The organism is Clostridium sp. UBA7791, assembly GCF_002480755.1.
GTDB classification, from domain to species: domain Bacteria; phylum Bacillota; class Clostridia; order Clostridiales; family Clostridiaceae; genus Clostridium_J; species Clostridium_J sulfidigenes.
The window spans coordinates 100,252-122,543 of record NZ_DLCT01000013.1 but is presented as its reverse complement, the minus strand read 5'-3'; the positions used below and the strand labels follow the sequence as shown (position 1 = coordinate 122,543).

21 protein-coding genes are annotated in these 22,292 nt (G+C 29.5%); 19 read left to right on the top strand and 2 right to left on the bottom strand.

What is annotated here, in order from left to right:
* The first annotated feature begins 99 nt into the window (after window positions 1-99).
* The 5 genes from B3Z56_RS16040 to B3Z56_RS16020 all read left to right on the top strand — a co-directional run bounded on the left by B3Z56_RS16040 (window position 100) and on the right by B3Z56_RS16020 (window position 7,123).
* On the top strand, window positions 100-921 hold the full coding sequence (locus B3Z56_RS16040; RefSeq protein ID WP_346879183.1) for an ABC transporter permease: 822 nt from the start codon (window positions 100-102) through the stop codon (window positions 919-921).
* Window positions 922-931: 10 nt separating this feature from the next.
* Entirely contained in the window at window positions 932-2,212 is a 1,281-nt protein-coding gene (locus B3Z56_RS16035) for a polysaccharide ABC transporter ATP-binding protein (RefSeq protein WP_346846597.1), read from the top strand.
* Window positions 2,213-2,313: 101 nt separating this feature from the next.
* Window positions 2,314-3,231 (top strand): phosphodiester glycosidase family protein, encoded by a 918-nt coding sequence (locus B3Z56_RS16030; RefSeq protein WP_346879182.1) that lies wholly within the window; start codon window positions 2,314-2,316, stop codon window positions 3,229-3,231.
* Window positions 3,232-3,414: 183 nt separating this feature from the next.
* Window positions 3,415-4,644 (top strand): nucleotidyltransferase family protein, encoded by a 1,230-nt coding sequence (locus B3Z56_RS16025; RefSeq protein ID WP_346879181.1) that lies wholly within the window; start codon window positions 3,415-3,417, stop codon window positions 4,642-4,644.
* A 91-nt stretch (window positions 4,645-4,735) separates the two neighbouring features.
* On the top strand, window positions 4,736-7,123 hold the full coding sequence (locus B3Z56_RS16020) for a right-handed parallel beta-helix repeat-containing protein (protein ID WP_346879180.1): 2,388 nt from the start codon (window positions 4,736-4,738) through the stop codon (window positions 7,121-7,123).
* 51 nt (window positions 7,124-7,174) lie between these two features.
* On the opposite strand, the gene B3Z56_RS16015 is transcribed toward B3Z56_RS16020, so the two are convergent.
* Complete coding sequence (locus tag B3Z56_RS16015; protein ID WP_346846601.1) at window positions 7,175-7,426, bottom strand: hypothetical protein; 252 nt, start codon at window positions 7,424-7,426, stop codon at window positions 7,175-7,177.
* A gap of 311 nt (window positions 7,427-7,737) precedes the next feature.
* Here B3Z56_RS16015 and B3Z56_RS16010 point away from each other — a divergent pair, with 311 nt between their 5' ends.
* From B3Z56_RS16010 to B3Z56_RS15995, 4 genes are all read left to right on the top strand, one after another.
* Window positions 7,738-7,968, top strand: coding sequence for a hypothetical protein (locus B3Z56_RS16010; protein WP_346879179.1), 231 nt, complete (start codon window positions 7,738-7,740; stop codon window positions 7,966-7,968).
* A gap of 101 nt (window positions 7,969-8,069) precedes the next feature.
* Window positions 8,070-9,011: a hypothetical protein gene (locus tag B3Z56_RS16005; RefSeq protein WP_346879178.1), complete on the top strand. Its 942-nt coding sequence runs from the start codon at window positions 8,070-8,072 to the stop codon at window positions 9,009-9,011.
* Window positions 9,012-9,116: 105 nt separating this feature from the next.
* Entirely contained in the window at window positions 9,117-9,443 is a 327-nt protein-coding gene (locus B3Z56_RS16000; protein WP_346846604.1) for a lasso peptide biosynthesis PqqD family chaperone, read from the top strand.
* Entirely contained in the window at window positions 9,418-9,891 is a 474-nt protein-coding gene (locus tag B3Z56_RS15995) for a lasso peptide biosynthesis B2 protein (protein ID WP_346846605.1), read from the top strand. The genes B3Z56_RS16000 and B3Z56_RS15995 overlap by 26 nt, the downstream gene beginning before the upstream one ends.
* Window positions 9,892-9,952: 61 nt before the next feature.
* On the opposite strand, the gene B3Z56_RS15990 is transcribed toward B3Z56_RS15995, so the two are convergent.
* Window positions 9,953-11,746 carry an ABC transporter ATP-binding protein gene (locus B3Z56_RS15990; protein ID WP_346846606.1) on the bottom strand — a complete coding sequence of 598 codons (1,794 nt, stop codon included), beginning with the start codon at window positions 11,744-11,746 and terminating at the stop codon, window positions 9,953-9,955.
* A 236-nt stretch (window positions 11,747-11,982) separates the two neighbouring features.
* Between B3Z56_RS15990 and B3Z56_RS15985 the strand changes: the two genes are divergently transcribed.
* The 10 genes from B3Z56_RS15985 (at window position 11,983) to citD (ending at window position 22,288) form a co-directional block, all read left to right on the top strand.
* Window positions 11,983-12,657 (top strand): hypothetical protein, encoded by a 675-nt coding sequence (locus tag B3Z56_RS15985; protein ID WP_346876926.1) that lies wholly within the window; start codon window positions 11,983-11,985, stop codon window positions 12,655-12,657.
* 19 nt (window positions 12,658-12,676) lie between these two features.
* Window positions 12,677-13,327 carry a zinc dependent phospholipase C family protein gene (locus B3Z56_RS15980; RefSeq protein WP_346879177.1) on the top strand — a complete coding sequence of 217 codons (651 nt, stop codon included), beginning with the start codon at window positions 12,677-12,679 and terminating at the stop codon, window positions 13,325-13,327.
* A gap of 241 nt (window positions 13,328-13,568) precedes the next feature.
* Window positions 13,569-14,636 (top strand): nitronate monooxygenase, encoded by a 1,068-nt coding sequence (locus B3Z56_RS15975; protein ID WP_346846609.1) that lies wholly within the window; start codon window positions 13,569-13,571, stop codon window positions 14,634-14,636.
* A 132-nt stretch (window positions 14,637-14,768) separates the two neighbouring features.
* Window positions 14,769-16,277, top strand: a complete 1,509-nt coding sequence (locus B3Z56_RS15970; protein ID WP_346846610.1) for a DUF1846 domain-containing protein — start codon at window positions 14,769-14,771, stop codon at window positions 16,275-16,277.
* Window positions 16,278-16,463: 186 nt separating this feature from the next.
* Window positions 16,464-17,852 (top strand): MATE family efflux transporter, encoded by a 1,389-nt coding sequence (locus B3Z56_RS15965; protein ID WP_346879176.1) that lies wholly within the window; start codon window positions 16,464-16,466, stop codon window positions 17,850-17,852.
* A gap of 153 nt (window positions 17,853-18,005) precedes the next feature.
* Entirely contained in the window at window positions 18,006-19,031 is a 1,026-nt protein-coding gene (locus B3Z56_RS15960; protein WP_346846612.1) for an asparaginase, read from the top strand.
* 111 nt (window positions 19,032-19,142) lie between these two features.
* The gene (locus tag B3Z56_RS15955) at window positions 19,143-19,913 is read left to right on the top strand and encodes a copper homeostasis protein CutC (protein ID WP_346876921.1); all 771 of its coding nucleotides are present in this window, start codon (window positions 19,143-19,145) and stop codon (window positions 19,911-19,913) included.
* Between the two features lie 150 nt (window positions 19,914-20,063).
* The gene (locus B3Z56_RS15950; RefSeq protein ID WP_346876920.1) at window positions 20,064-20,867 is read left to right on the top strand and encodes a polysaccharide deacetylase family protein; all 804 of its coding nucleotides are present in this window, start codon (window positions 20,064-20,066) and stop codon (window positions 20,865-20,867) included.
* A 222-nt stretch (window positions 20,868-21,089) separates the two neighbouring features.
* Complete coding sequence (locus B3Z56_RS15945; protein ID WP_346846615.1) at window positions 21,090-21,761, top strand: GntR family transcriptional regulator; 672 nt, start codon at window positions 21,090-21,092, stop codon at window positions 21,759-21,761.
* Between the two features lie 242 nt (window positions 21,762-22,003).
* On the top strand, window positions 22,004-22,288 hold the full coding sequence (gene citD / locus B3Z56_RS15940; RefSeq protein WP_346876919.1) for a citrate lyase acyl carrier protein: 285 nt from the start codon (window positions 22,004-22,006) through the stop codon (window positions 22,286-22,288).
* The last annotated feature ends 4 nt before the right edge of the window (window positions 22,289-22,292 follow it).

The following is a 22,292-nucleotide window of genomic DNA, read 5'->3' as shown; positions in this document are numbered from 1 at the left end:
ATGTCCTTTATTTAGCTTTAAAGAAAAATGTATGTGGGTACTATTTTGTATAAATTCAAATTTGTATAATAAGTACTTACAATTAAAGGGGGAAATACTATGAATGAGGTAATTTTAATAACAGGTAAACCATCTCATAAAAAGAGATTGAAAGAACTGTGGAAATATAGAGAAGTTATAACATTTTTATCATGGAAGGATATTATAGTTAGATATAAACAAACTGCACTAGGGGTACTCTGGGCTATTTTTCAGCCAATATTTTCAATGATAATCATGACATTTGTATTTGGAGGATTAGCAAATATGCCCTCAGAGAATGGGGTTCCTTACGCAATTATGGTGTATTCAGCGCTTTTACCATGGAATTTTTTTTCTGCAGCATTCAATGGTGTATCTAATAGTCTAGTTAATAATGGTCATATGATTAAAAAAATATACTTTCCAAGGCTTACATTACCTATATCTTCTGTGGTTACAGCGTTTATAGATTTTGTTATTTCATTATTAGTTTTATTAATTATAATGATTTTCACTGGATACTTACCTCCAATAAAAATATTATTATTTCCATGTTTTATTATTTTAGCTTTCACAATAGCCTTAGGATTTGGCTTATTTTTTTCTGCACTTAATGTAAAATATAGGGATATAAAATATATAATACCAGTAATGTTGCAATTTGGTATGTATTTGTCTCCAGTTGCATATACAAGTTCAGTGATACCAACCAATCTAAGATTAATATATTCCATTAATCCATTAGTTGGAGTGATTGAAGGGTTTAGATGGTGCATTATGCCATCAGCAAGGATATATGTTCCAGCATTAATTTTTTCAATTGTTATTTCATTAATAGGATTAACATTAGGAGTAAAATTTTTTATAAAGTTTGAAGATACTTTTGCTGATGTAATTTAGGAGGATTTATATGGTTCAGGAAGTTTTGAGGGTTGAAGGGATTGGTAAAAAGTATAGGTTGTTATCTAATCAAGATAAAAGTGATACTTTTATCGCTGTTCTTTTAAACTCTATTAAAGGAGCATTTAGTAAGAAGAATAAAATGTCATCTGGTAATGAATTTTGGGCATTGAAAGATATTAATTTTACCGTTAATAGAGGTGAAAGAATTGGAATAATTGGGCATAATGGAGCTGGAAAATCTACTATTTTAAAAGTTTTTTCTAGAATTACACTTCCAACGGAGGGAGAAATTAAAATAAAAGGTAGGATTTCTTCTCTCTTAGAAATTGGAACAGGATTCAATCAAGAATTAACAGGAAGAGAAAATATTTATTTAAATGGGTCTATCTTAGGCATGAAAAAAAAGGAGATAGAGGCTAAGTTTAAGGATATAGTAGAATTTTCAGAAATAGGTGAATTTCTTGATACACCAGTAAAAAGATATTCAAGTGGAATGCATGTAAAGCTTGCATTTGCAGTAGCAGCTCATCTTGATCCAGATATTCTCATAGTTGATGAAGTATTAGCGGTAGGGGACATGAGATTTCAAGAAAAATGTCTAGGAAAGATGGAGGATATAGCAGATGGGGGAAGAACAATACTTTATGTAAGCCATAGTATGAGGACAATACAACAGCTTTGTAGTAGGGTAATAGTTTTAGACCATGGAAAAATTATCTTTGATGGTGATGTAGATGATGGAATAAAAGTTTATATGAATAATAATTTTAATACTACCCCACTAATGAATCTTGAAAACCAAAAAAGGCAATCACATATTATGCAAAGTGCAACTATTATAAGTACGCAAATACTAAATAATAAAGATTGTATATTTACTTCTAAAGAATCTATTACCTTTAAAATGAAATGGAAAGCTGGTAAAGATTTGTTTAATTTAAGACTGAGAGTTGAAGTCTTATTTTCAGATAATACACCAGTTGGTGTAAGCTATTCAAAGCCTTTTGTAAATGCAAAATCAGGCATCATGTATGATGATATATTTAATTTGGATATAAGTACACTAGCTCCAGGAAAATATAGTGCTATATTATTATTAACACAAATGAATCAATATGGTTCATATACCGACGTTGATAGAGTAGAAAGAGCATTGAATTTTGAAATTATACCTGAAGAAAGTGAAATAGAGAAAGTAGCATGGACTCATCGTTGGTGGGGTCATGTATCATTACCAGAGGTTAAGAAAGTTAGCAATACAAATGAAAAAATAACTAAAATAATATAAACAAAAGGACTAATTAGTTTTAAATTAATTGGTCCTTTTGTTTATAATTAACAATAATTGCACATATTTATATTAGTATAAGTATTACAAGGGGAGATATTATGAATGAGAGGAACTCAAAATTATTAAGTAATCTAGATGTTGGAAAGATTATCACAATAATATTATCTGCTATTTTAATAGGGATATTACTATTTTTAGTTGCTAGTTTATATAATTATACTCCATTAAATAGTGAAGTTATTTCTCAGGTAGAGCTTGATGAATTTCCATCTGATACATATGTTAAAATAGATAATGAAACAGGGATTAGGAAGTATGGGTCACCTACAATGATGATCATCATTGAACCTATAGTAAAAGTTAACCCAAACCTTAGATGTTGGATTACAACAGTAAAGATAAAAAATCAAAGTCAGCTTAATTCTGCTTTTTCAGGAGACATTTTTTCCTTAAATATAAAAGAGAAAACATCTTCTATAGCCAACAGGCATAATGCTATTCTTGCTATTAATGGTGCAGCTTGTGGATTTAATACATCAGGATATGTAATAAGAGATGGTGTAGTATACAGAGGTACTGATTTAGATTGTGCTCCATTGGTTATAGATAAGGAAGGAAACTTTAAAATATATGAGTATGGAAAGAAGAATGCAGAAGAATTATTGAGTTTGGGTGCAAGGCATACCTATGACTTTGGTCCAGATCTAATTAAAGATGGTAACATTGTTGATTATGGAGATACATGGTATAAGGAAGATATGCAACCACGCACAGCTATTGGTCAAAAAGGATCATTAGAATATGTAATAATTGTGGTTGATGGAAGAAGTATTAGGTCCAAGGGGATGAGTTGTTATGATTTAGCAATTGAATTTCAAAAGTTAGGTTGCAACCTTGCATATAACTTAGATGGAGGAGGCTCATCTACATTATATTTTAATGGTGAAGTTATAAATGAACCTTCAGATTTTAATGGAGAGAGAAATATTTCAGATATATTATATTTCATAAATTAAATTTAGAGTTATTCAACTAAGGTTGGGTAACTTTTTTAGAGGGAAATATCTAACCATGAAGAATAAAGGTGTTCACATAATTGTAAATATGTTACAATTGTTGTGTAATACATATATTAACATAAATTCAAAGTAAAGGTGAATTATAAAGAACGTAAATTTAATATAGTTAGGAGTGTAATTATGGACAATACACAGAGTGAATTCATAGAATTATTGTCTCATTCAATCAGGGGGAAAATAACATATAGATTATATAATAACGTTAATTGGGATAAAATATTAACTATAGCCCAATTACATAAAGTGGAGGGAATAATTTATTCATCTTTAAGTGAAAAAGATATGATATCACAGCTAGATTGTGAATTGCTAAAAAAGCTTCAGATATCAGTATTTCATACTGGAACAAAACAACTGAGAAATATATATAATTTAGCTAAAATATTTAGTAGGTTTAATGACGAAGAAATTCCTGTAATTGTATTAAAGGGACTAGTGGTAAGGAATTTTTATCCTCACCCAGAACAAAGGGATATGAATGATGCAGATATATTAGTTCATAAAGAAGATTTGAAAAAAGTTAAATGTATTTTATTAGACTTGGGTTATAGCCAATTAGAGGATCATGCTTCATCTCATCATATAGTATTTTATCATTATACTTTTCCTATTATAGAAGTACACTGGCATATTGTTAAGAGAGATGGATTTAGTATTGATCTTGATAAATTTGAAGAAGATGTATGGAATAATTCTATAAAAATTAATGTAGGTAACTCAGAAGTAAAATCTCTTTGCTATGAAGATTTAGCTTTACACCTATGTATGCATATGGCATCTCATTTAGCTGCCAATGGATTTGGGTTAAGACAGCTTTGTGACTTAGTATTATTAGTAGAAAATAAGGGAAATGAAATTTCATGGATAAGTTTCTTAGACAAATCCAAGAAATATGGTTTTGAAAAGTTTAACGTTATAATTTTTTTATTATGTAATAGATTATTTCACATGAAAGTTCCTAATGAATTAATAAATATTAAATTGGATCAAGTAAAATATATTAATTTGCTCATAGATGAAATTTTAAAGGGTGGAGTTTATGGAAAAAAGGACGTGGTAAATGCCTTCGGTAATCAAATTGCTTTTAACTATGAATGTAAAGATAATAATGCCACTTTAGGAGCCATAAAGAGATACATACGTTTTATGTTTCCTAGGGTAGAATATATGTCATATAAATATAATTACGCAAAGATATGTAAAATATTAATCCCTATAGCATGGTTTCACCACTTAATAGCAGGTTTGTTTAGAAAAGAATATTCCTTTATTGAAAAGAGTAAGTTTATAATAAGGGGAGCTTCTATTTCTGTAAAGAAAAATAAATTACTGAAATGGATGGAATTATAGGGTATAGAATTATATCACTAATCCCAATAATTGAATATTATATTATAGGACAAGTCTATAGTATAAATTAAAGTCCAAAGGGAGAAAAGATATGAGTAGTACAGTTACTATAGAATATAGAGATAATGAGACTAAGGCATTAATATACTCCAAAGATATTTATGAAAATGTAAAGACGGGATTATATATATACAAAGCTAAAGATATTAATGGATATACTCCAATAAAAGGCACTATCTTTTTATTTGTGATTTTCTTCATAAAAAATTATACTATAACATTTTATTATAATAAGAAGGATATACCAGAGCCTATTTATGGATGTATAGAAATTAACTATATAAATATTGATACAAATGAAAAATTAATACCTTCTATTAATATAGAGAATATTGATATGGGAGAATATAATTATGAAGCAAAGTCAATAGAAGGTTATGATCTAATTACCGAGAGTAAAGTAAAAGTAATATTAACTATAGAAAATCCCAATGTAGTTATAGATTTCAAGTATAGAAAGAAGGAAAGTACTGAGTATATTATTGATTTGAAATATTTTAATATTAAAAACGATGGAACTTCACCTATAGAAACATCTAAAGGTATTAATAAAGCCTTAGAATTCATGTCATCATCACTAAAGTATAAAAAGATAATCTTTCCAAAGGGTATTTATTTAATAGATGAAAATAATCCAATAGTAATTAAATTAAAAGATATAACTATAGATTTAAATGGTTCTACTCTAAAAATTAACAGTAATGCACTAGAAAGATATTCTATTGTTAGCTTTGAAGATGGAGCAGAAAACCTTATATTTACCAATGGAATTTTAGAAGGAGATAAAGAAACCCATGATTATATTACAGTACCAGGAACTCATGAGTGGGGATGTGGATTAGTAGTAAATGGTGGTTTAGATTGTATTATAGATAATATTTCAGTGATCAATGTACCAGGTTATGGCGTTGCTACTAATAGCGGTAACAATAAAAATAGGTATAATACTGTTTATGTAAAAGATTTTCAGATTGGAGATATAAATCTAAAAGGAGAAATTATTGAAAGTAACATTGTTTCTAGGACTAAAGCTTATAACATTTCAGCTTGTAACGGGAAATTTGAGTTTGGATATACTTTAGGATATCAAGGGTATCCTTATATAAAGCAACCCCAATATATATCTTATTTCTATGATAAAAATAATCAGTTTATTTCTTCAGAGAAGTGCCTTCAGTTTAGAAAGGTTATTATACCAGAAGGAGCAGTCTATGTGAGATTTGTATTTCCACAGATAGATATAGCTAGTAATTTAGGCTATGTAGGTTGGATTAGTAATTTTGAGCCGCCTACTAATATGATTTTAAGGAATTGCAACATTTCAAATAATAGAAGTTTAGGAATTGCATTTTGTGGAGGTCAGCAATGGACTATAGAAAATAATATTTTTGAAAATAATGGAGGTCAAGCACCTGGTTATGCTATTGACTTTGAAGATGGATGGGATCTAATGCAGGATATTAAAGTTGAAAATAATAAATTTATGGGGAATAAATCAGGAGATATAGTTACTTGCGCAGGAGATAATATTATATTTGAAGGAAATGAATTTACAGGAATGGTATATATGTGGGGAAGAACAACTAATTATAAATTTATTAAAAATATATTTAAATCTAATTCTGTAATCTATGAATATTCATCTAAAATTGAAAGTAAAGAAAATCAGTTTATAAATAGTAATTTAAGATTGCAACCAAGAAATACTATAGTGACTGAAAGACCTTATGTTTATGGAGAAACTTTTATAAATAGCAGTATTGATAGAATGACTGAGGAAGATATAATTTTTAATTCAATAGTTACTAGTGATGGAACTATAAATGTGAGAATTGTTGGAAATTTAAAAGATTGCAGTTTGAAAATGAAACAATGCTATTTAAGTGCTGAACTTAATAGTTGTATTATTGAAGATAGCGTTTTAACAGTACTATTAAATGCTTCAATGAATGGATGTATCATTTCCAAATCTATAGTAAGAACCCATGGAAATACAGGAACTATTATTTTGAATAAATGCAAGATAATAGATTGTAACCTTCTTACCCAAACATGGGGAAGTTCAACAGTATTAGAGATTGAGAATAATATTATAGAAATGAGTTCTTCATCTGATGATTTCATAAAGCTGTCAGCAGGAAAAATGAAAAACCTTATATTTAATAATAATGAAGTTAATAATAGCAGTAGTAATTCTGTTTTAAATATGTTTGATACTACCTATAGTAATCCCAACGGAAAAGTTACCTTAAGAGAAAACGTATTTAACCAAAACTCATCTCCGTATATTTTTAGCGGAACTACCATAAAGAAAGGATTATTTGAATTTAATGATATTCGAAATACTATAAATGGAAACGCAAAAATTCTAAATCCAATATATTTTAATAATGAATATTTTGTAATTTATACCAAATAAATAAATATAGATAAGAAGGCATAGGCTTTCTTATCTATATTTATGTTTAACTTATGATGTTGGAATTTGAGGATCTGGAGGAGTTGGTTGAATTTTTTTTGTACATTTTCCATATCCAGTACAAAGATCTAAGCTAAGTAGTTCATAATATTTACAATCTCTTTCCCAAGTTAATGGACAATTATTGCCTGCACCAGCAGGATTTTTACATGCACCTATAAGTGGGTTCCAAAATGTGGGGTTTGTATCTTTAGTCTCAGTAACACTTAAATTTGTTAATTCTGGTTTGTTCCAAGTTTTCATCTTTTCACCTCCCTACTATAATATGTTACTATAAGAGTAAATAAATGTAAATTAATTATATAAATAATTATGATGGATATTAAAGAATAATGCTAGTTTTGTTAATTTAAAAGTAATAGTTTATTAAATACATTATATAAAGTAATTAGAAAAAAGCATGTAATGAATAACAGATTTCATGCAAAGATTTTTATCAAATATAGGTTTAAATAATAAACTCATCTATTGAATCTTAAACAATAAGATGGTAAAATTATACACATAAAACAATATGTGTATATAGATGATATTTAAATAGAAGGAGGAAAAAAATGAAAAGAGAGTGGAAGAAACCAATATTATTACAATTAGCTGCTAGTGATACAAATGAAACTGAATATATTGATTTTTGTAATTGGCAAGAACCAATGAGTATTAAATTTAATAATGAAGATTACACTAATCCTAATATTCAACCTGCTGATCATCCAGATTGGGTGTGGTGTTACAAGCACAATAGATGGCATCCTAAAAATCATGGAAGTGCACCAAAACAATCATAATTTTTGTCCAAGATACCTATATCAAAATAAAGCTTGATATAGGTGTCTTGATTTAAGGAAATATTAGAAACATAGAATGCCAGAAAGGATTTAATGAAAGTATGTATATAGATAAAAAGTATTTCTATAGAGTATATGGACTTAATATAGATTCCAATATAGAAATTCTAGAATTCCCTAAAAGAAATGAAGATTTTATAGATAAAGACATTGTAACTATATTATATGGACAAACTCCCAATAACATTTTAGAAGAAATTAAAGAGGGAAAAAGTATTCACGTAACAAAGGATCATGTTTGGTTTCATATAGACCATGTGGCTACTTATTGTATTGAAAATGGAAATACTGTGATAGTAGATCCCTGTGAGAATTGTGATAAAAGTCTTATGAAAGTTTATATAATGGGAAGTGTCTTAGGGTTTCTCCTACTTCAAAGGGAGTCAACAGCTATTCATGGAGGCACCGTTGTCATAAATGGAAAGGCTATTATATTTACAGGAGAAAGGGGGGCTGGAAAGTCGACATTGACTACAGCACTTGTAAAAAAAGGCTATAATTTTGTAGCAGATGATGTAGCTGCATTAAGTTTTGATAATAAAATAGTCATTGAACCAGGCTTTCCTTACCATAAACTATGCTTTGATGCTTTAGAGAATATGTGTTATGTTAAAGAATCTTATCCTTGCTTTCATGTTGATGGAAAGATAAAGTATATAGTTCCAGATTTTCATGGGTTTTCTAAAGAAAAGTTTCCACTAACAGCAATTTGTGAGCTTGATATGGGTGGGGTTGATAATGTAAGAGTGGAAGAGATAAGGGGAGTAGAAAAGCTTAATAAGATTATTAAAAATATATATAGAAATGAATATATAGGATCTATGGAAGGTATGACTCCTAAGTATTTCAAAAACTGTATAGAGATCGCTCAAAAAGCTAAGTTTTATAGAATTACAAGGCCTAGGGATAAGTACACGGTGGATGATCAAATAGAAATTATTGAGGAGATATTTAAAGAGAAAAAAGGGTTTAGGGATATGTAAATTTTTAAGTTAATTCATATTAATAATTGGAGTTATAGTTACATTTATAAATAGCATAATATTATATGGGTTAAATTTATAATTATATTTGAGAGGATGAGAGAGATGGAGATTAAAGAACTTAAAGTTAAATCTGCTGAAATTAATGAAAACATGGAGATGACACTAAATTCTAAGATTACAAGAAACTCTGATATTGATGCTACAGATTTAGATGGTGAAGTGGTTATGATGAATTTAGAAAAAGGTCAATATTTTATGATGAACCAGGTTGGAAGTAGAATATGGGAGATTATTAAAGAGCCTTCTACTGTTAATAATATTATTAATACATTGCTTGGAGAGTTTCAGGTTGAAAAGAGTCAGTGTAAAGAAAATGTAGTAGAATTTTTAGGAAAACTTAAAAATGCAGAGCTTATCAGTATTAACTAGAAAGATTAGAACCTTTGCTATTTTAGATTGGAGTATTAAGTTGAAATTTCTAGAAGCTTATATATATACAGGAATATATAGGACTTTAATAATCTTTGTACCTTTTAATAAACTTAGGAAGAGATTGGGTAATGTAAAAGAAGAGTCGCCTGATGAGGTAGATATAAATTCATATAGAATAGCGCGAGACATAAAGTGGGCAGTTATTAGTGCTTCACGATATACGCCATGGGAAAGTAAGTGCCTTATTAAAGCTCTTACTGCACAAAGAATGATGAGAGGAAAGGGAATACCAACTACAATTTATCTAGGGGTTAAAAAGAATGAAAAAAATGAGATGGTAGCACATGCATGGACACGGTGTGGGTCTTACTTTATTACAGGTGGAGAGAATAGAAGTGGATATGCAGTGGTAGCTAAATTTTCAACTTTGGGATGGAAAAGATGAATTAGTGTAACATATGAGTAAAGCCACCAATGAAATCCTAAAAATTTCATTGGTGGCTTATTTATTGATTTACTGCAGTTTCTAGTATAACTTTATTCTCAATCTCTTTCAGCGTTCCTTTTTCAAGTTTTAAAATTCTATCACAGATAGGTAATGCAGAAGGTCTATGGGTTATTATAATACAGGTTGGTTTATGTTCTAGTTCTTTTACTGATTTAAGGACATTGAGTTCTGTATCAACATCTAAAGATGAAGTTACCTCATCTAGGATTAAAATTGGTCTTTTTCTTAGTAGAGCTCTTGCTATAGCTAGCCTTTGAGCTTGACCTTCTGAAACTCCACTACCTTTTTCACCTATTAAGGTATGAAAGTTATCTTCTAATTTGTTTATAAACTTCAATGCATAGGCTGCTTTTGCGGCTTCTTCAATGTCATCTGAATTAGCATCATCTTTACCGTAGCGAAGATTATCCTCTATGGTTCCAGAAAAGAGAGTGTTTCCTTGAGGCACATAAGAAATAAGTTCCCTATGATTTCTATTTAAAACTATTTCATCACTGTTTCTTATGTTATAGCTTCCTAGGGTAATTTCTCCTTCATCACAGTGAATAAGCGATAGTAAAAGTCTTATTAAGGTTGTTTTACCTTCTCCAGAGGGACCAATTAAGGCTACAATTTCTCCAGGAGCTATGTTAAAGGTTACATTATTTATTACAGGGTTTCCTTCCCTATAACTAAAGGATACATTTTTAAACTTAATATAGGGAGACTTAAATGACTCGGGAATACTTGGAACATTGACATCTTCAAGAGAGATTTCTTCAATCTCCATAAGTCTTTCAGTAGCTGAGATACACCCTATAAGGGCTGGAAAAGTGTTAGCAAGTCCAGAAATAGGACCTTGAATATTGCTGTAGAGTTGTATCATAGCGGTAAAAGTACCATATGTTCCCAATCCCTTTGAAATGTTTAAAGCCCCCCAACAAAATATAGAGAAATAAGCAATGGTAGAACAAAATCCCATGGACATCCCTGAAAGAACACTAAGTTTAGTATTTCTCATAGCTAACTCATATTTTTTTTTTTGTATTAGATGGAGTTTATCTACATTAAATTTTTCCATACAAAAGGTTTTAACTATCATTAAGTTTTGAATAGATTCTTGAATGAAAGAGCGATATTTTATATCCTCTTCTTGTATTTCTTTATATAGTTTTTTTAGTTTTCTACCAAAGGAACGACTAATTAAAAGCAATATAGGACCTACTATCACTGCTACAATTGCTACGGATGGAGCAAAATAAATAAGAGTAGAAAAGGAAGCTATAAAAGTTACTAGCAGAGATATAATGCTAGGAATAGTACCTAATATTGTTGAAGATATTGTCCCTACATCCGATGTGATTCTAGTAAGCAAGCTAACACTGTGAAATTTTGATTGTTCAATCCATTCACTATAGGTAAGATGTTTATAAAGCTTACTTTGCATACCTTGATTGAGTCTAGTAGATGCCCTAGTACTCATAAATGAGGTAATAGGAGATATGAGCATTCTTCCAAACATTATAGTGGCCATTACAATGAGCCATTGAATAACCGTTGAAGTTTTACCACTAATAGCAGCATCTATAAGAGATTTTGATATTATAGCATTATAAACTCCAATTAAAGATAATGCAGAATTGATTATTATTGTAGAAATAAAAAAAGGAACAATAGGTTTACATTGAGAACTAACCCATTTCATTTTTGCAAAGAGATTTCTAAAATCTTCTTTTGACTCCAATTTTATATATTTATTTAATTTACTTATTCTAATGTATTTAAGATATATGTCCTTTATTGAATTGTTCATATAGTCCTCCTATAGACTTTATTTAATATTAAAGAATTAAATATACTTCAATGAAATAACATGTAAAATATGAATATAAATGTAATAATATGGTAACATAACTAAGCTAGATTTTCAACTTATAAAAAGTTTCTGAAAAATGAAAATTTATTGTAGATAAATGGAATTGAAAACGTTATAATATTTATTAAATAACAAATTTTAAAAGATACAGTAGAAAAGGGGAGAATAATCAAATGAAATTAGGGGATTACTTATGGGGAGGTTTATTACTTTTATGGGCTGCAGTTTTAGTAGTTCCAACAACTAGAGAAGTATTTATGGCTATGACACAAGCATATCCATATATAAGTGGCTTTTTTAAATTCTTTGTTTTAGCTACCATGGGAGACATGTTGGGAGCTAGAATTTTACATGGACAGTGGCAAAAGACTAAAGGATTAATTTTTAAAGCAATTATATGGGGAATAATTGGAATGATGATAACTTTAGCCTTTACACTATATTCAGAAGGAGTGTTAGCTGCACAAGATATAGGCAGATTACCTTTCCATGGCTCAAAGTTTGGACATGCATTTTTAACAAGTGCTATGATGAATATTACTTTTGCACCTTTTATGTTTTTATTTCATAAGTTTTGTGATTTATATATTGATGTTAAATATAGAGGGATGAAAAAGGTAACTATAAATGATTTGGTTAAAGAAATTGATTTTAATATGCTCATAGGGTTTAGTATGTTAAAAACAATTCCATTTTTCTGGATTCCATGTCATACCCTTGTATTTTTAATGCCACCACAGTATAGAGTAGTTGCTTCGGCTTTCTTATCAATAGCTTTAGGTCTTATGATGGCTATAGCCAAAAAGTCTAAAAAAACTATAGTTAATGAACAAGAAGTCGTAGGATAGTACAAGAAGGAGGGGTTTAATGGCAACTTGGATAGCTCATCTTAGAATTGCAGAAAACATATTGAAGAATATGGATGATTTAGATTCTATAGCATTTATACTTGGAAATGTTGGTCCAGATTCTGGAGTTCCGAATGAAGATTGGAGTAGCTTCAATCCACCAAAAAAAATTACTCATTGGATTAATGAAGAAAATAATATAGATGCAGAGAGGTTTTTTGATAGGTATCTAAAAAATAATTTGATGGAATACTCAAAATATTCTTATGTCCTTGGATATTATATACACTTGCTTACAGATATTGAATGGTCTAAGTTTTTCAATGAAAAAAAGAAAAATGCTTTATATAATAAAAAATTAAAAGAGGATGCAAGTTTTATTTGGACCATAAAAAAGGATTGGTATGGATTAGATTTTTTATATTTAGAAAAAAATCCTAATTTTATTTTTCATACTATATTCAAAAATATAGACGAGGTACCGGATTATATAGATTATTTTCCTAAAGGGGCTTTAATGAAGCAAGTTAAGTATATAACAGAATATTATTTAGGAGATAATGAAGAAACTAAGGAGAATTTTATATATCTTAATGAAGAGGAAATGGATAAGTTTATAGATGATACTTCTAAAAAGATAAATGGTATTTTAAAAGGTAAAATTCAATAAATAAAGAAAAATATTAAGAATAAGAGCTATACATATGATTTTATGTTATAGTTCTTTTATTTTTGTATTCCTTTATAAATATAATAGTAGATTTTTTATGAAGAATGAGTTAATTATATATATATTCCACTAGGATACTTATTGCATCAATTATTAAAATGGCTTATAATAAAATAAACTTTGATTATCAAAGTATTTGAAATTCAAAGTAAAATATCTTAATTTGAAAGGTAGTGTTTTTATGAATATAAAAGGTCTTAAGATAGGAAATATATTTGTACCTATGCCTATAATTCAAGGTGGAATGGGGATAGGAGTTTCTAGATCAAAACTAGCATCAGCAGTGACTAATGAAGGAGGAATCGGAGTTATATCTGCAGCACAAGTAGGATATGATGAAGAGGACTTTGAAAGTAATAATTTAGCTGCAAACATTAGAGCTTTAAAAAAACAAATTTTATTAGCAAAAAAAGCTACTGATGGAGGAGTTATTGGAGTTAATATAATGGTCGCTATGAATAATTATAAAGAGCATGTTAAGGCAGCCATAGAAGGGGGTGCGGATATTATAATCTCAGGAGCTGGAATACCAATGGAATTACCAAAGTTAATCAAAGGTTTTTCAGTAAAAATTGCACCAATAGTATCTTCTTTAAAGTCAGCCAAAGTTATTTTGAAGCTTTGGGATAGACATGATAAAGTAGCCCCTGACATGGTTATAGTTGAAGGACCAAGAGCAGGAGGACATTTAGGATTTAAAAAAGAAAATATAAATATGACTGAAGAAGCCTTTGATAAAGAAGTAGTAGATATAATTAATGAAACTAAAATTTATGGAGAAAAGTATAATAAGGAAATTCCAGTAGTAGTGGCTGGAGGTATATACGATGGAAAAGATATAGCTAAATACCTAAAACTAGGTGCAGATGGAGTTCAAATGGCAACTAGATTTGTAGCAACAGTAGAATGTGATGCATCAGAAAATTTTAAGAAGGCTTATGTTGATTCAAAAGAAGATGATATAGTTATAGTAGATAGTCCTGTAGGGTTACCAGGAAGAGCTATATGTAATCCATTTGTAGAGAATACTTTTAAAGGGAAATTGAAAGTGGAAAAATGCTATAGATGTATATCTCACTGTAATCCAAAAGAAACTCCTTATTGCATTAGTGAAGCACTAATAAATGGTGTTAAGGGAAATATGGATGAAGCTTTAGTATTTTGTGGAGACAATGCCCATAGGATAAAAAGTATAGTTACAGTAAAGGAATTAATGGAGGAGTTAAAAGCAGAAATTTTAAATGCATAAAATCCAGAAATAAATCATAAACATCAAATTTAGAATTAACAAAAAAATTAAAAATTTTTAATTTAGGTTTTACTAATGATGAAAATATGTAATAATAATATGTATGTTTTATTATTAGGATGAGGTGTAAAGATGAAAATTGGATTTGATCATGAAAAATATCTGGAAGAACAATCAAAATATATTTTAGAGAGAGTAAATAATTATGATAAGCTTTATCTAGAATTTGGAGGAAAACTATTATTTGATATGCATGCTAAAAGAGTTTTGCCAGGCTTTGATGAAAATGCAAAAATAAAGTTACTTCATAAGCTTAGAGAAAAGGCAGAAATAATTATCTGTGTATATGCTGGTGATATTGAAAGAAATAAGATAAGAGGCGATTTTGGAATTACATACGACATGGATGTACTAAGATTAATTGATGATCTTAGAGGATATGATTTACAGGTAAATAGTGTGGTTATAACTCGTTATAGTGGTCAACCAGCTACTAATATCTTTATAAATAAATTGGAACGTAGAGGTATTAAAGTTTATAAGCATGAAGCTATTAAAGGTTATCCTACAGAGGTTGAAACTATCGTAAGCGACGAGGGCTATGGAAGGAATCCATATATAGAAACTACTAAGCCAATAGTAGTAGTAACAGCACCAGGACCAGGAAGCGGGAAATTGGCTACTTGTTTAAATCAATTATACCATGAGAATAAAAGAGGAAATGCTGTTGGATATTCTAAATTCGAAACTTTCCCTGTATGGAATGTGCCTTTGAAACATTCTTTAAATATTGCCTATGAAGCAGCTACTGTTGATCTTAAAGATGTAAATATGATAGACTCTTTTCACTTTGATGCATACAATGAGGTTGCAGTAAACTATAATAGAGACATTGAGATGTTCCCAGTTATAAAGAGGATTATTGAGAAGATAACTGGAAAAGAATCTATATATAAATCACCAACAGATATGGGAGTTAATAGAGTAGGATTTGGAATTACTGATGATGAAGTTGTTAAGGAAGCTTCTATACAGGAGATAATTAGAAGATACTTTAAAACTAGTGTTGAATATAAAAAAGGATATGTAGATGCAGAGGTTTTTCAAAGAATTAAAATAATTATGGAAAGTTTAAATCTTAAACCAGAGGATAGAAAAGTAGTCATTCCTGCTAGAGAATATTCTAGTAAGCTTAAATTAGAAGCAAACAAAAATGATGCCTGCCCTGTAGTAGCTCTAGAACTTGAAGATGGTACTGTTTTAACAGGTAGAAGTTCAGAGCTAATGGATGCATCTTCAGCAGCTATTTTAAATGCAGTAAAGTACCTAGCTAACATATCTGATGAGATTCATTTAATTTCACCAGTGGTATTAGAACCTATAAAAAGTTTGAAAACCAATGCTTTAGGAAGTAATAATACATCTTTAAATTCAGAAGAAATACTGATTGCCCTTAGCATTTGTGCTGCTACTAATCCTATGGCTCAAGTTGCTTTAGAAAAACTTATAAAGCTTAAAGGGTGTCAAGCTCACTCTACTACTATTCTAAGTACTGGTGACGAGCAAATATTTAGAAAACTGGGAATAGATGTTACTTGTGATGCTGAGTATCCTTCACAAAATTTATTTTATAATATGTAAAATAGTATAAATAAAAATAAATGAACAGTGTATATGATGATGAATTTAAAATCATGAAATATACACTGTTTTATTTAGAAAAAAATATATTTCGACATCCTAAGCTTTTTATAGAAATTTATAGTATCTATGGTATATAATATATATAGTAGTAATAACAAATTTAAATGTGATTTAGGAGGGAACATGGTTAAGAATAAAAGAAATTTTATTTTAAATGATAACTTATACAAAGTAATAGGTGTCTTAGCAATTCCTATTATGATAAATAATTTAATACAAACACTATATAATTTAGTTGATGGATTATGGGTAAGTAAAATTGGATCAGTAGAATTTGCAGCTACAGGGTTTGTTTGGCCAGTTAATTTTTTATTTATATCTATCGGAATGGGCTTATCTATAGCAGGTACATCTATCATTTCTCAGTTTATAGGAGCTGATAAATATGAAGAGGCTAATAAGTATGCAAGTCAGCTTTTGGTAGTATCTTTTTTATCTTCAATACTATTTGCTATAGTAGGATATATAATATCTCCCTTTGTTGTAAGAGTAATGGGGGGTACAGGGGAACTCGCAAGAAATAGTATAATATATCTAAGAATTACCTTCTTAGATATGCCTTTTATGTTTTTATTTTTTAACTTTAACTCCATAATGAATGCAGAGGGAAATACAGTATTTCCAACTGTCCTTAGTGCAATTAGTGCGGTTCTTAATATGATTTTAGACCCAATATTTATATTTACATTTAATATGGGAATCGCAGGAGCAGCTATAGCAACTCTATTGTCAAAGGCTGTTTTAGCAATAGCTGGAATTTATGTATTGATGAGAAGATCATCTAAGGTAAAACCTTCTTTTAAGAACTTTAGATTTGATAGAGAAATAATTAAGAAAATCATATCAGTTGCCCTTCCATCATCTATTGGACAATCTGGTTCAGCCTTAGGATTTATGGCTTTAAATGGTTTTATAGTATCCTATGGCACAGCTACACTAGCAGCTTTTGCTATGGTAAATAGAATTACATCTCTTGTAATTCAACCAGCCATGGGAATAGGAGCAGCCCTTACGTCTATTATAGGTCAAAATCTAGGGTGTAACCAACTTAAAAGAGCGAAGGAAGCCTTTGTAAAAGCCATAAAGCTTACCATCGGTTTTTCTGTTTTAGGGTTAATTGTATTATTAGCTTTTGATAAACAAATCATAGGTTTCTTTATGCAGTCTAAGGATGACATGATGGTAATTTTAGAGGGGATAACATATTTGCAATATATAGCATGGTCTATGCCACTTATGGGTATATTCAGTGTATTGCAAGGGGTATTTCAGGGATCGGGTCATACTAAATATTCTATGGAGATGGAAGTGGGAAGACTTTGGTTTGTGAGACTTCCTATGATATTACTATTCAAGAATTTTACAAATATAGGTTCTGTAGGCATATGGTTTTCTATGAGTTTTAGCAATCTTATAATATGTATTTTTGGATATATAATGTATCGCAAAGGAGCCTGGGAGAAAAATATAATTCATCATAAGGATTGTATAGAATTGAAAGAGGCAAAATAAAGGAATCTATGGGATGAAATCAGAATTAATGTTAAAATATACACATGGGATAAATAATTATCCTATGTGTATTTAATATATATTATTGTTTTATACTTGTCTATATTATTGATAGTGTTTTAGAAGTTAATCACTTTCATAAAATTTTGTGCATTGAGCACAGCGAAAGGAATGAATGTTATTATGGATGAGATTTTAATTGAAGAATATAGGGGAGAACTTTTAGAATGTGTACATAGAGGATATATATGTTGTGTAAATGAAGATGGACAGGTTGTTTACTCTATAGGTGATCCTGGATTTGTAACTTTTATGAGATCATCAGCAAAACCAATACAAGCTATTCCATTAATAAAGAGAGGCATTGATACAAAGTATAATCTTAGTAATAAAGAAATTACAGTTATGACAGGCTCTCATAGGGCAGAACCATTTCATGTTACGGCATTAGAATCTATAATGGATAAAGTCAAGATAGATGAAGATGAACTTATATGTTTACCTACATATCCATTATCAATGAATGCTAAAGAAGAAATACTAAGAAATGGTGGAGAAAAGAGACGAATTTATCACAACTGTTCAGGAAAACATATGGGAATTTTAACTTTATGCACTGATATGAACTGTGATAAAAGGGAATATTGGAATATTAATAGCCCAGCACAACAGGAAATTCTTTCCCACATTTCAATGATATCTGGATATCCAAGAGAACAGATAAAAGTTGGTACAGATGGATGTGGAGTTCCTGTATTTGCAATGCCTATGAAAAATTTAGCTATGGCTTATATGAAGATGGCATGTCCTGACACTATTGGGGATGAGTTAACACGAGATGCTGTAATAAAGCTTACTAAACTAATGAATGAAAATTATGAGATGGTTTCCGGTACTGATTTAATATGTTCATTACTTTTAATGGATGATAATATAGTTGCAAAGGGTGGAGCAAAAGGAGTATATTGTTTTGGACTTAGAGATGAAAGACTTGGATTTTCAATTAAGATAATAGACGGATCAGAGGAAGAATGGCCGCTAATTGTAGCGTCTATATTAGAGCAGATTAATTATAAAAATAAAGATACTATAGATAGACTAAAAAGGGTATTTCCAAGGGTTATTGTTAATGATAATAATAAAGAAGTAGGAGAAAGTATTGTAAGATTTAAGCTATAGCAGATCAACCTATTTTTAATATTAAGTTTACTTAGATAGTTATATATTAATATGTAATTATTTGCAGGAAGTATATTACATATTAAAAGGTTGAGATGGAGGTAATTAATAATGAAAGAAAATGTTTTAGTAGAGATATGTTGTGGTTCACTAGAAGATGTTATAATAGCTAAAAAAGCTGGAGCCCATAGGGTAGAGTTAAATTCAAATATGTTTTTGGGGGGAATAACCCCATCAATAGGTACTATTGAAGAAGCTAAGAAATTAGTAGATATTCCTATTATGGTAATGATAAGACCGAGAGGAGCTGGATTTTGTTATTCTGAATATGAAATTAAAACCATGGAACGAGATATGAAAGCAGCAATTAAAGCTGGTGCTGATGGTATAGTATTTGGAGCATTACGGGAAGATGGTACTCTTGATGTAGAATTATGCAAAAGATTTATGGATATTATAGGAGATAGAGAAGCTGTATTCCATCGTGCCTTTGATGTAGTGAAAGATCCCTTTAAAGTATTGGATACTTTAGTTGATTTAGGTGTAAAAAGAATTCTTACTAAGGGACAAAAAAATACAATAGAAGATGGAGCAGAACTTTTAAAAGAGTTGATAAAGTATAGTAAGGGAAAAATTGAAATACTTCCAGGGGGGGTAAGACCTCATAATGTAAAATGGATGATCGAAACTTTGAAGTTTAATCAGCTTCATGTAGCCTCTTTTACTAGAAGAAAAGATCATTCAACCCAATGCAATCCAAAAGTTTACTTTGGAAGTCCTCTAAATCCAAAAGAGATTGACTATGATATAGCTAATTACGAATATTTAAAAGAAATGTGTGAGAATATAAAAACTATTACTAAAGCTAATTGTATAAAATAGATAAAAATTATTTTTAACAAAGGTTGTTTCATGTTAAATTTGAGACAACCTCTTTTTGTTAATTTAACCTTTAAAATAATAGTATATCTTTATAAATAAGAGCACAATATATATTAAGATAATTAACTATTTATATAAGGAGGATTAGTAATGAAGAAATTAAAATATTCTTCTGTGGTTGTACTTATACTTATATGTATATTTTGTACTTTCAATTTAGCATTAGCTGAAGACAATAGGGAATGTACTGACAAGGAATACTTAAAAAAAATAGTATATCTAACTTTTGATGATGGACCTACCAATAATACTTTAAAGATACTGAAGATTTTAGAAGAAGAAAATGTTAAAGCTACATTTTTTGTTATAGGAGAGCTAGCTAAAGAAAATTCTGATATATTAAAGCAAGTTGAAGGACAAGGGCATGAAATATGTATACACACTTATAATCATAAGAACTGCATCTATTCAAGTAAGGAAGAATATTTAGAAGATTATGACAAAGCTAATAAAGCTATCACAGATGTCCTTGGTCATGAACCTTCAAAATTCATGAGAATGCCTGGAGGGTCTAGCACTACCATTGGAGATAAGGGAACTGTTAGAGCTATTAGAAATGAATTATGTGATGAGGGATTGTACTATGTGGATTGGAATATATCTATTGAGGATGCTCTTTCTACAAATGTGCCTGTAGAAAAACTTTTATCTACCTTTAAAAAGGAGCTTAAAAAAACTTTTATAGATCCCAATACTGCTATAGTACTCATGCACGATGGGGCCTCAAATTCTACAACACCTAAGGCGCTTCCTTATATAATAAAATATTTTAAGGATAATGACTACGAATTTAAGAATTTTGGAGATATATCTGAGGAAGAATTATCTCACCTTTTGAATCAAAGACAGATTAATAAATATAATCAACCAAAGCAAACGGATACTTCAAATTAAGAATCTAATCCTTTAAAAATAATAATTACTTTATATGCATAAGTATTATACTTGATTTAATTTGACAAAGGGTTAAAGGTATGTAATATTTATGTATATAATTAATATTTTTGTATAGTTAAAATATTAATTGGAATGATTTTATTTGTAATGAAAATTTATAATTAAAATAAAGTATGTGTAGTATAGTCACAAATTATTTTATTAAGGATGTAGATATTTATGAGTAGTATTTTAAAGAATTTAGATGATGGAAAAGAAAAATCTATAAGAGAAATAGTTCTTAAAGATCTTCGAACAGCTATATTTACAGGAGATATAAACCCGGGAGATAGATTGATAGAAAATAATATTGCTACAGCTATGGGGGTCAGTAGAACCCCAGTTAGAGAGGCACTAAGACAGTTAGAAAGTGAAGGCTTGGCTGTGAATATCCCTAGAAAAGGCACTATAGTCAAGGGGATTTGTATTGAGGATGCTATAGAGATATATGATATTCGCGAAGTTTTAGAGGGCCTTGCAGTAAGGGGAGCATGTATGCATATTTCTCGAATTGAAATAAGAGAATTGAGAGAAATCATAGAAAATATGAAAAAACTTATTGATACTAATGAAGAAAAGGAATATGTAGAAGTTCACAATAGATTTAATAAAATAATTTTAGATGCTTGTCATAATAAAAGGCTAATATCACAAATGGAATATATATATGAATACTTACAGAGCCTAAGAAAGATTAGTTTAATGACAAAAGAAAGGAAATTAGATGCACTTAAAGAGCATATAGAAATTGTAGATGCTATAGAAGCTGGAGATGAGCAACTTGCTGAAGAAAGAGCAAGAGATCATGTTACGCGTGCTAAAAAATCTTTTCAAAATGCAGTGGTTAAATAGTAGTTTATAAACCATTACCTATAAAACATAAAGAATTGTTAATACTAAAACTGTATTAACAATTCTTTTTTTTATGCTTTGTAGCAAGGTTGAAATTACGAAAATTTTTAAAAAAATATTTAATTTTCTATTGATTTTTATAAATTAATTGTATACACTATAAACAAGATGTATACAAAAAGTATTTAAAGTATGAAAAGGGATACAAAACTATTGAATATTTTTAATCAGGAGGCGTAAATATGGAACTTAAAACAGTAGCTAGTGCTGGCACATTGGAATCCAGTGATATTCAAATTATAATTGAACCTTCAACTGCTGGAATAGAAATTACTCTAGAAAGTACTGTTAAAGCACAATTTGGAGAGGAAATAGAAGCAGTTATCAAAGAAACTCTTAAATCCTTGGGGGTAGAAAGTGCAAAGGTGTTTGCTAATGATAAAGGTGCAATCAACCCTGTAATAAAAAGTAGAGTTCAGACTGCAGTTCATAGATCAGCTGAAAACAAGGAATATAAATGGGTGTAAGGGG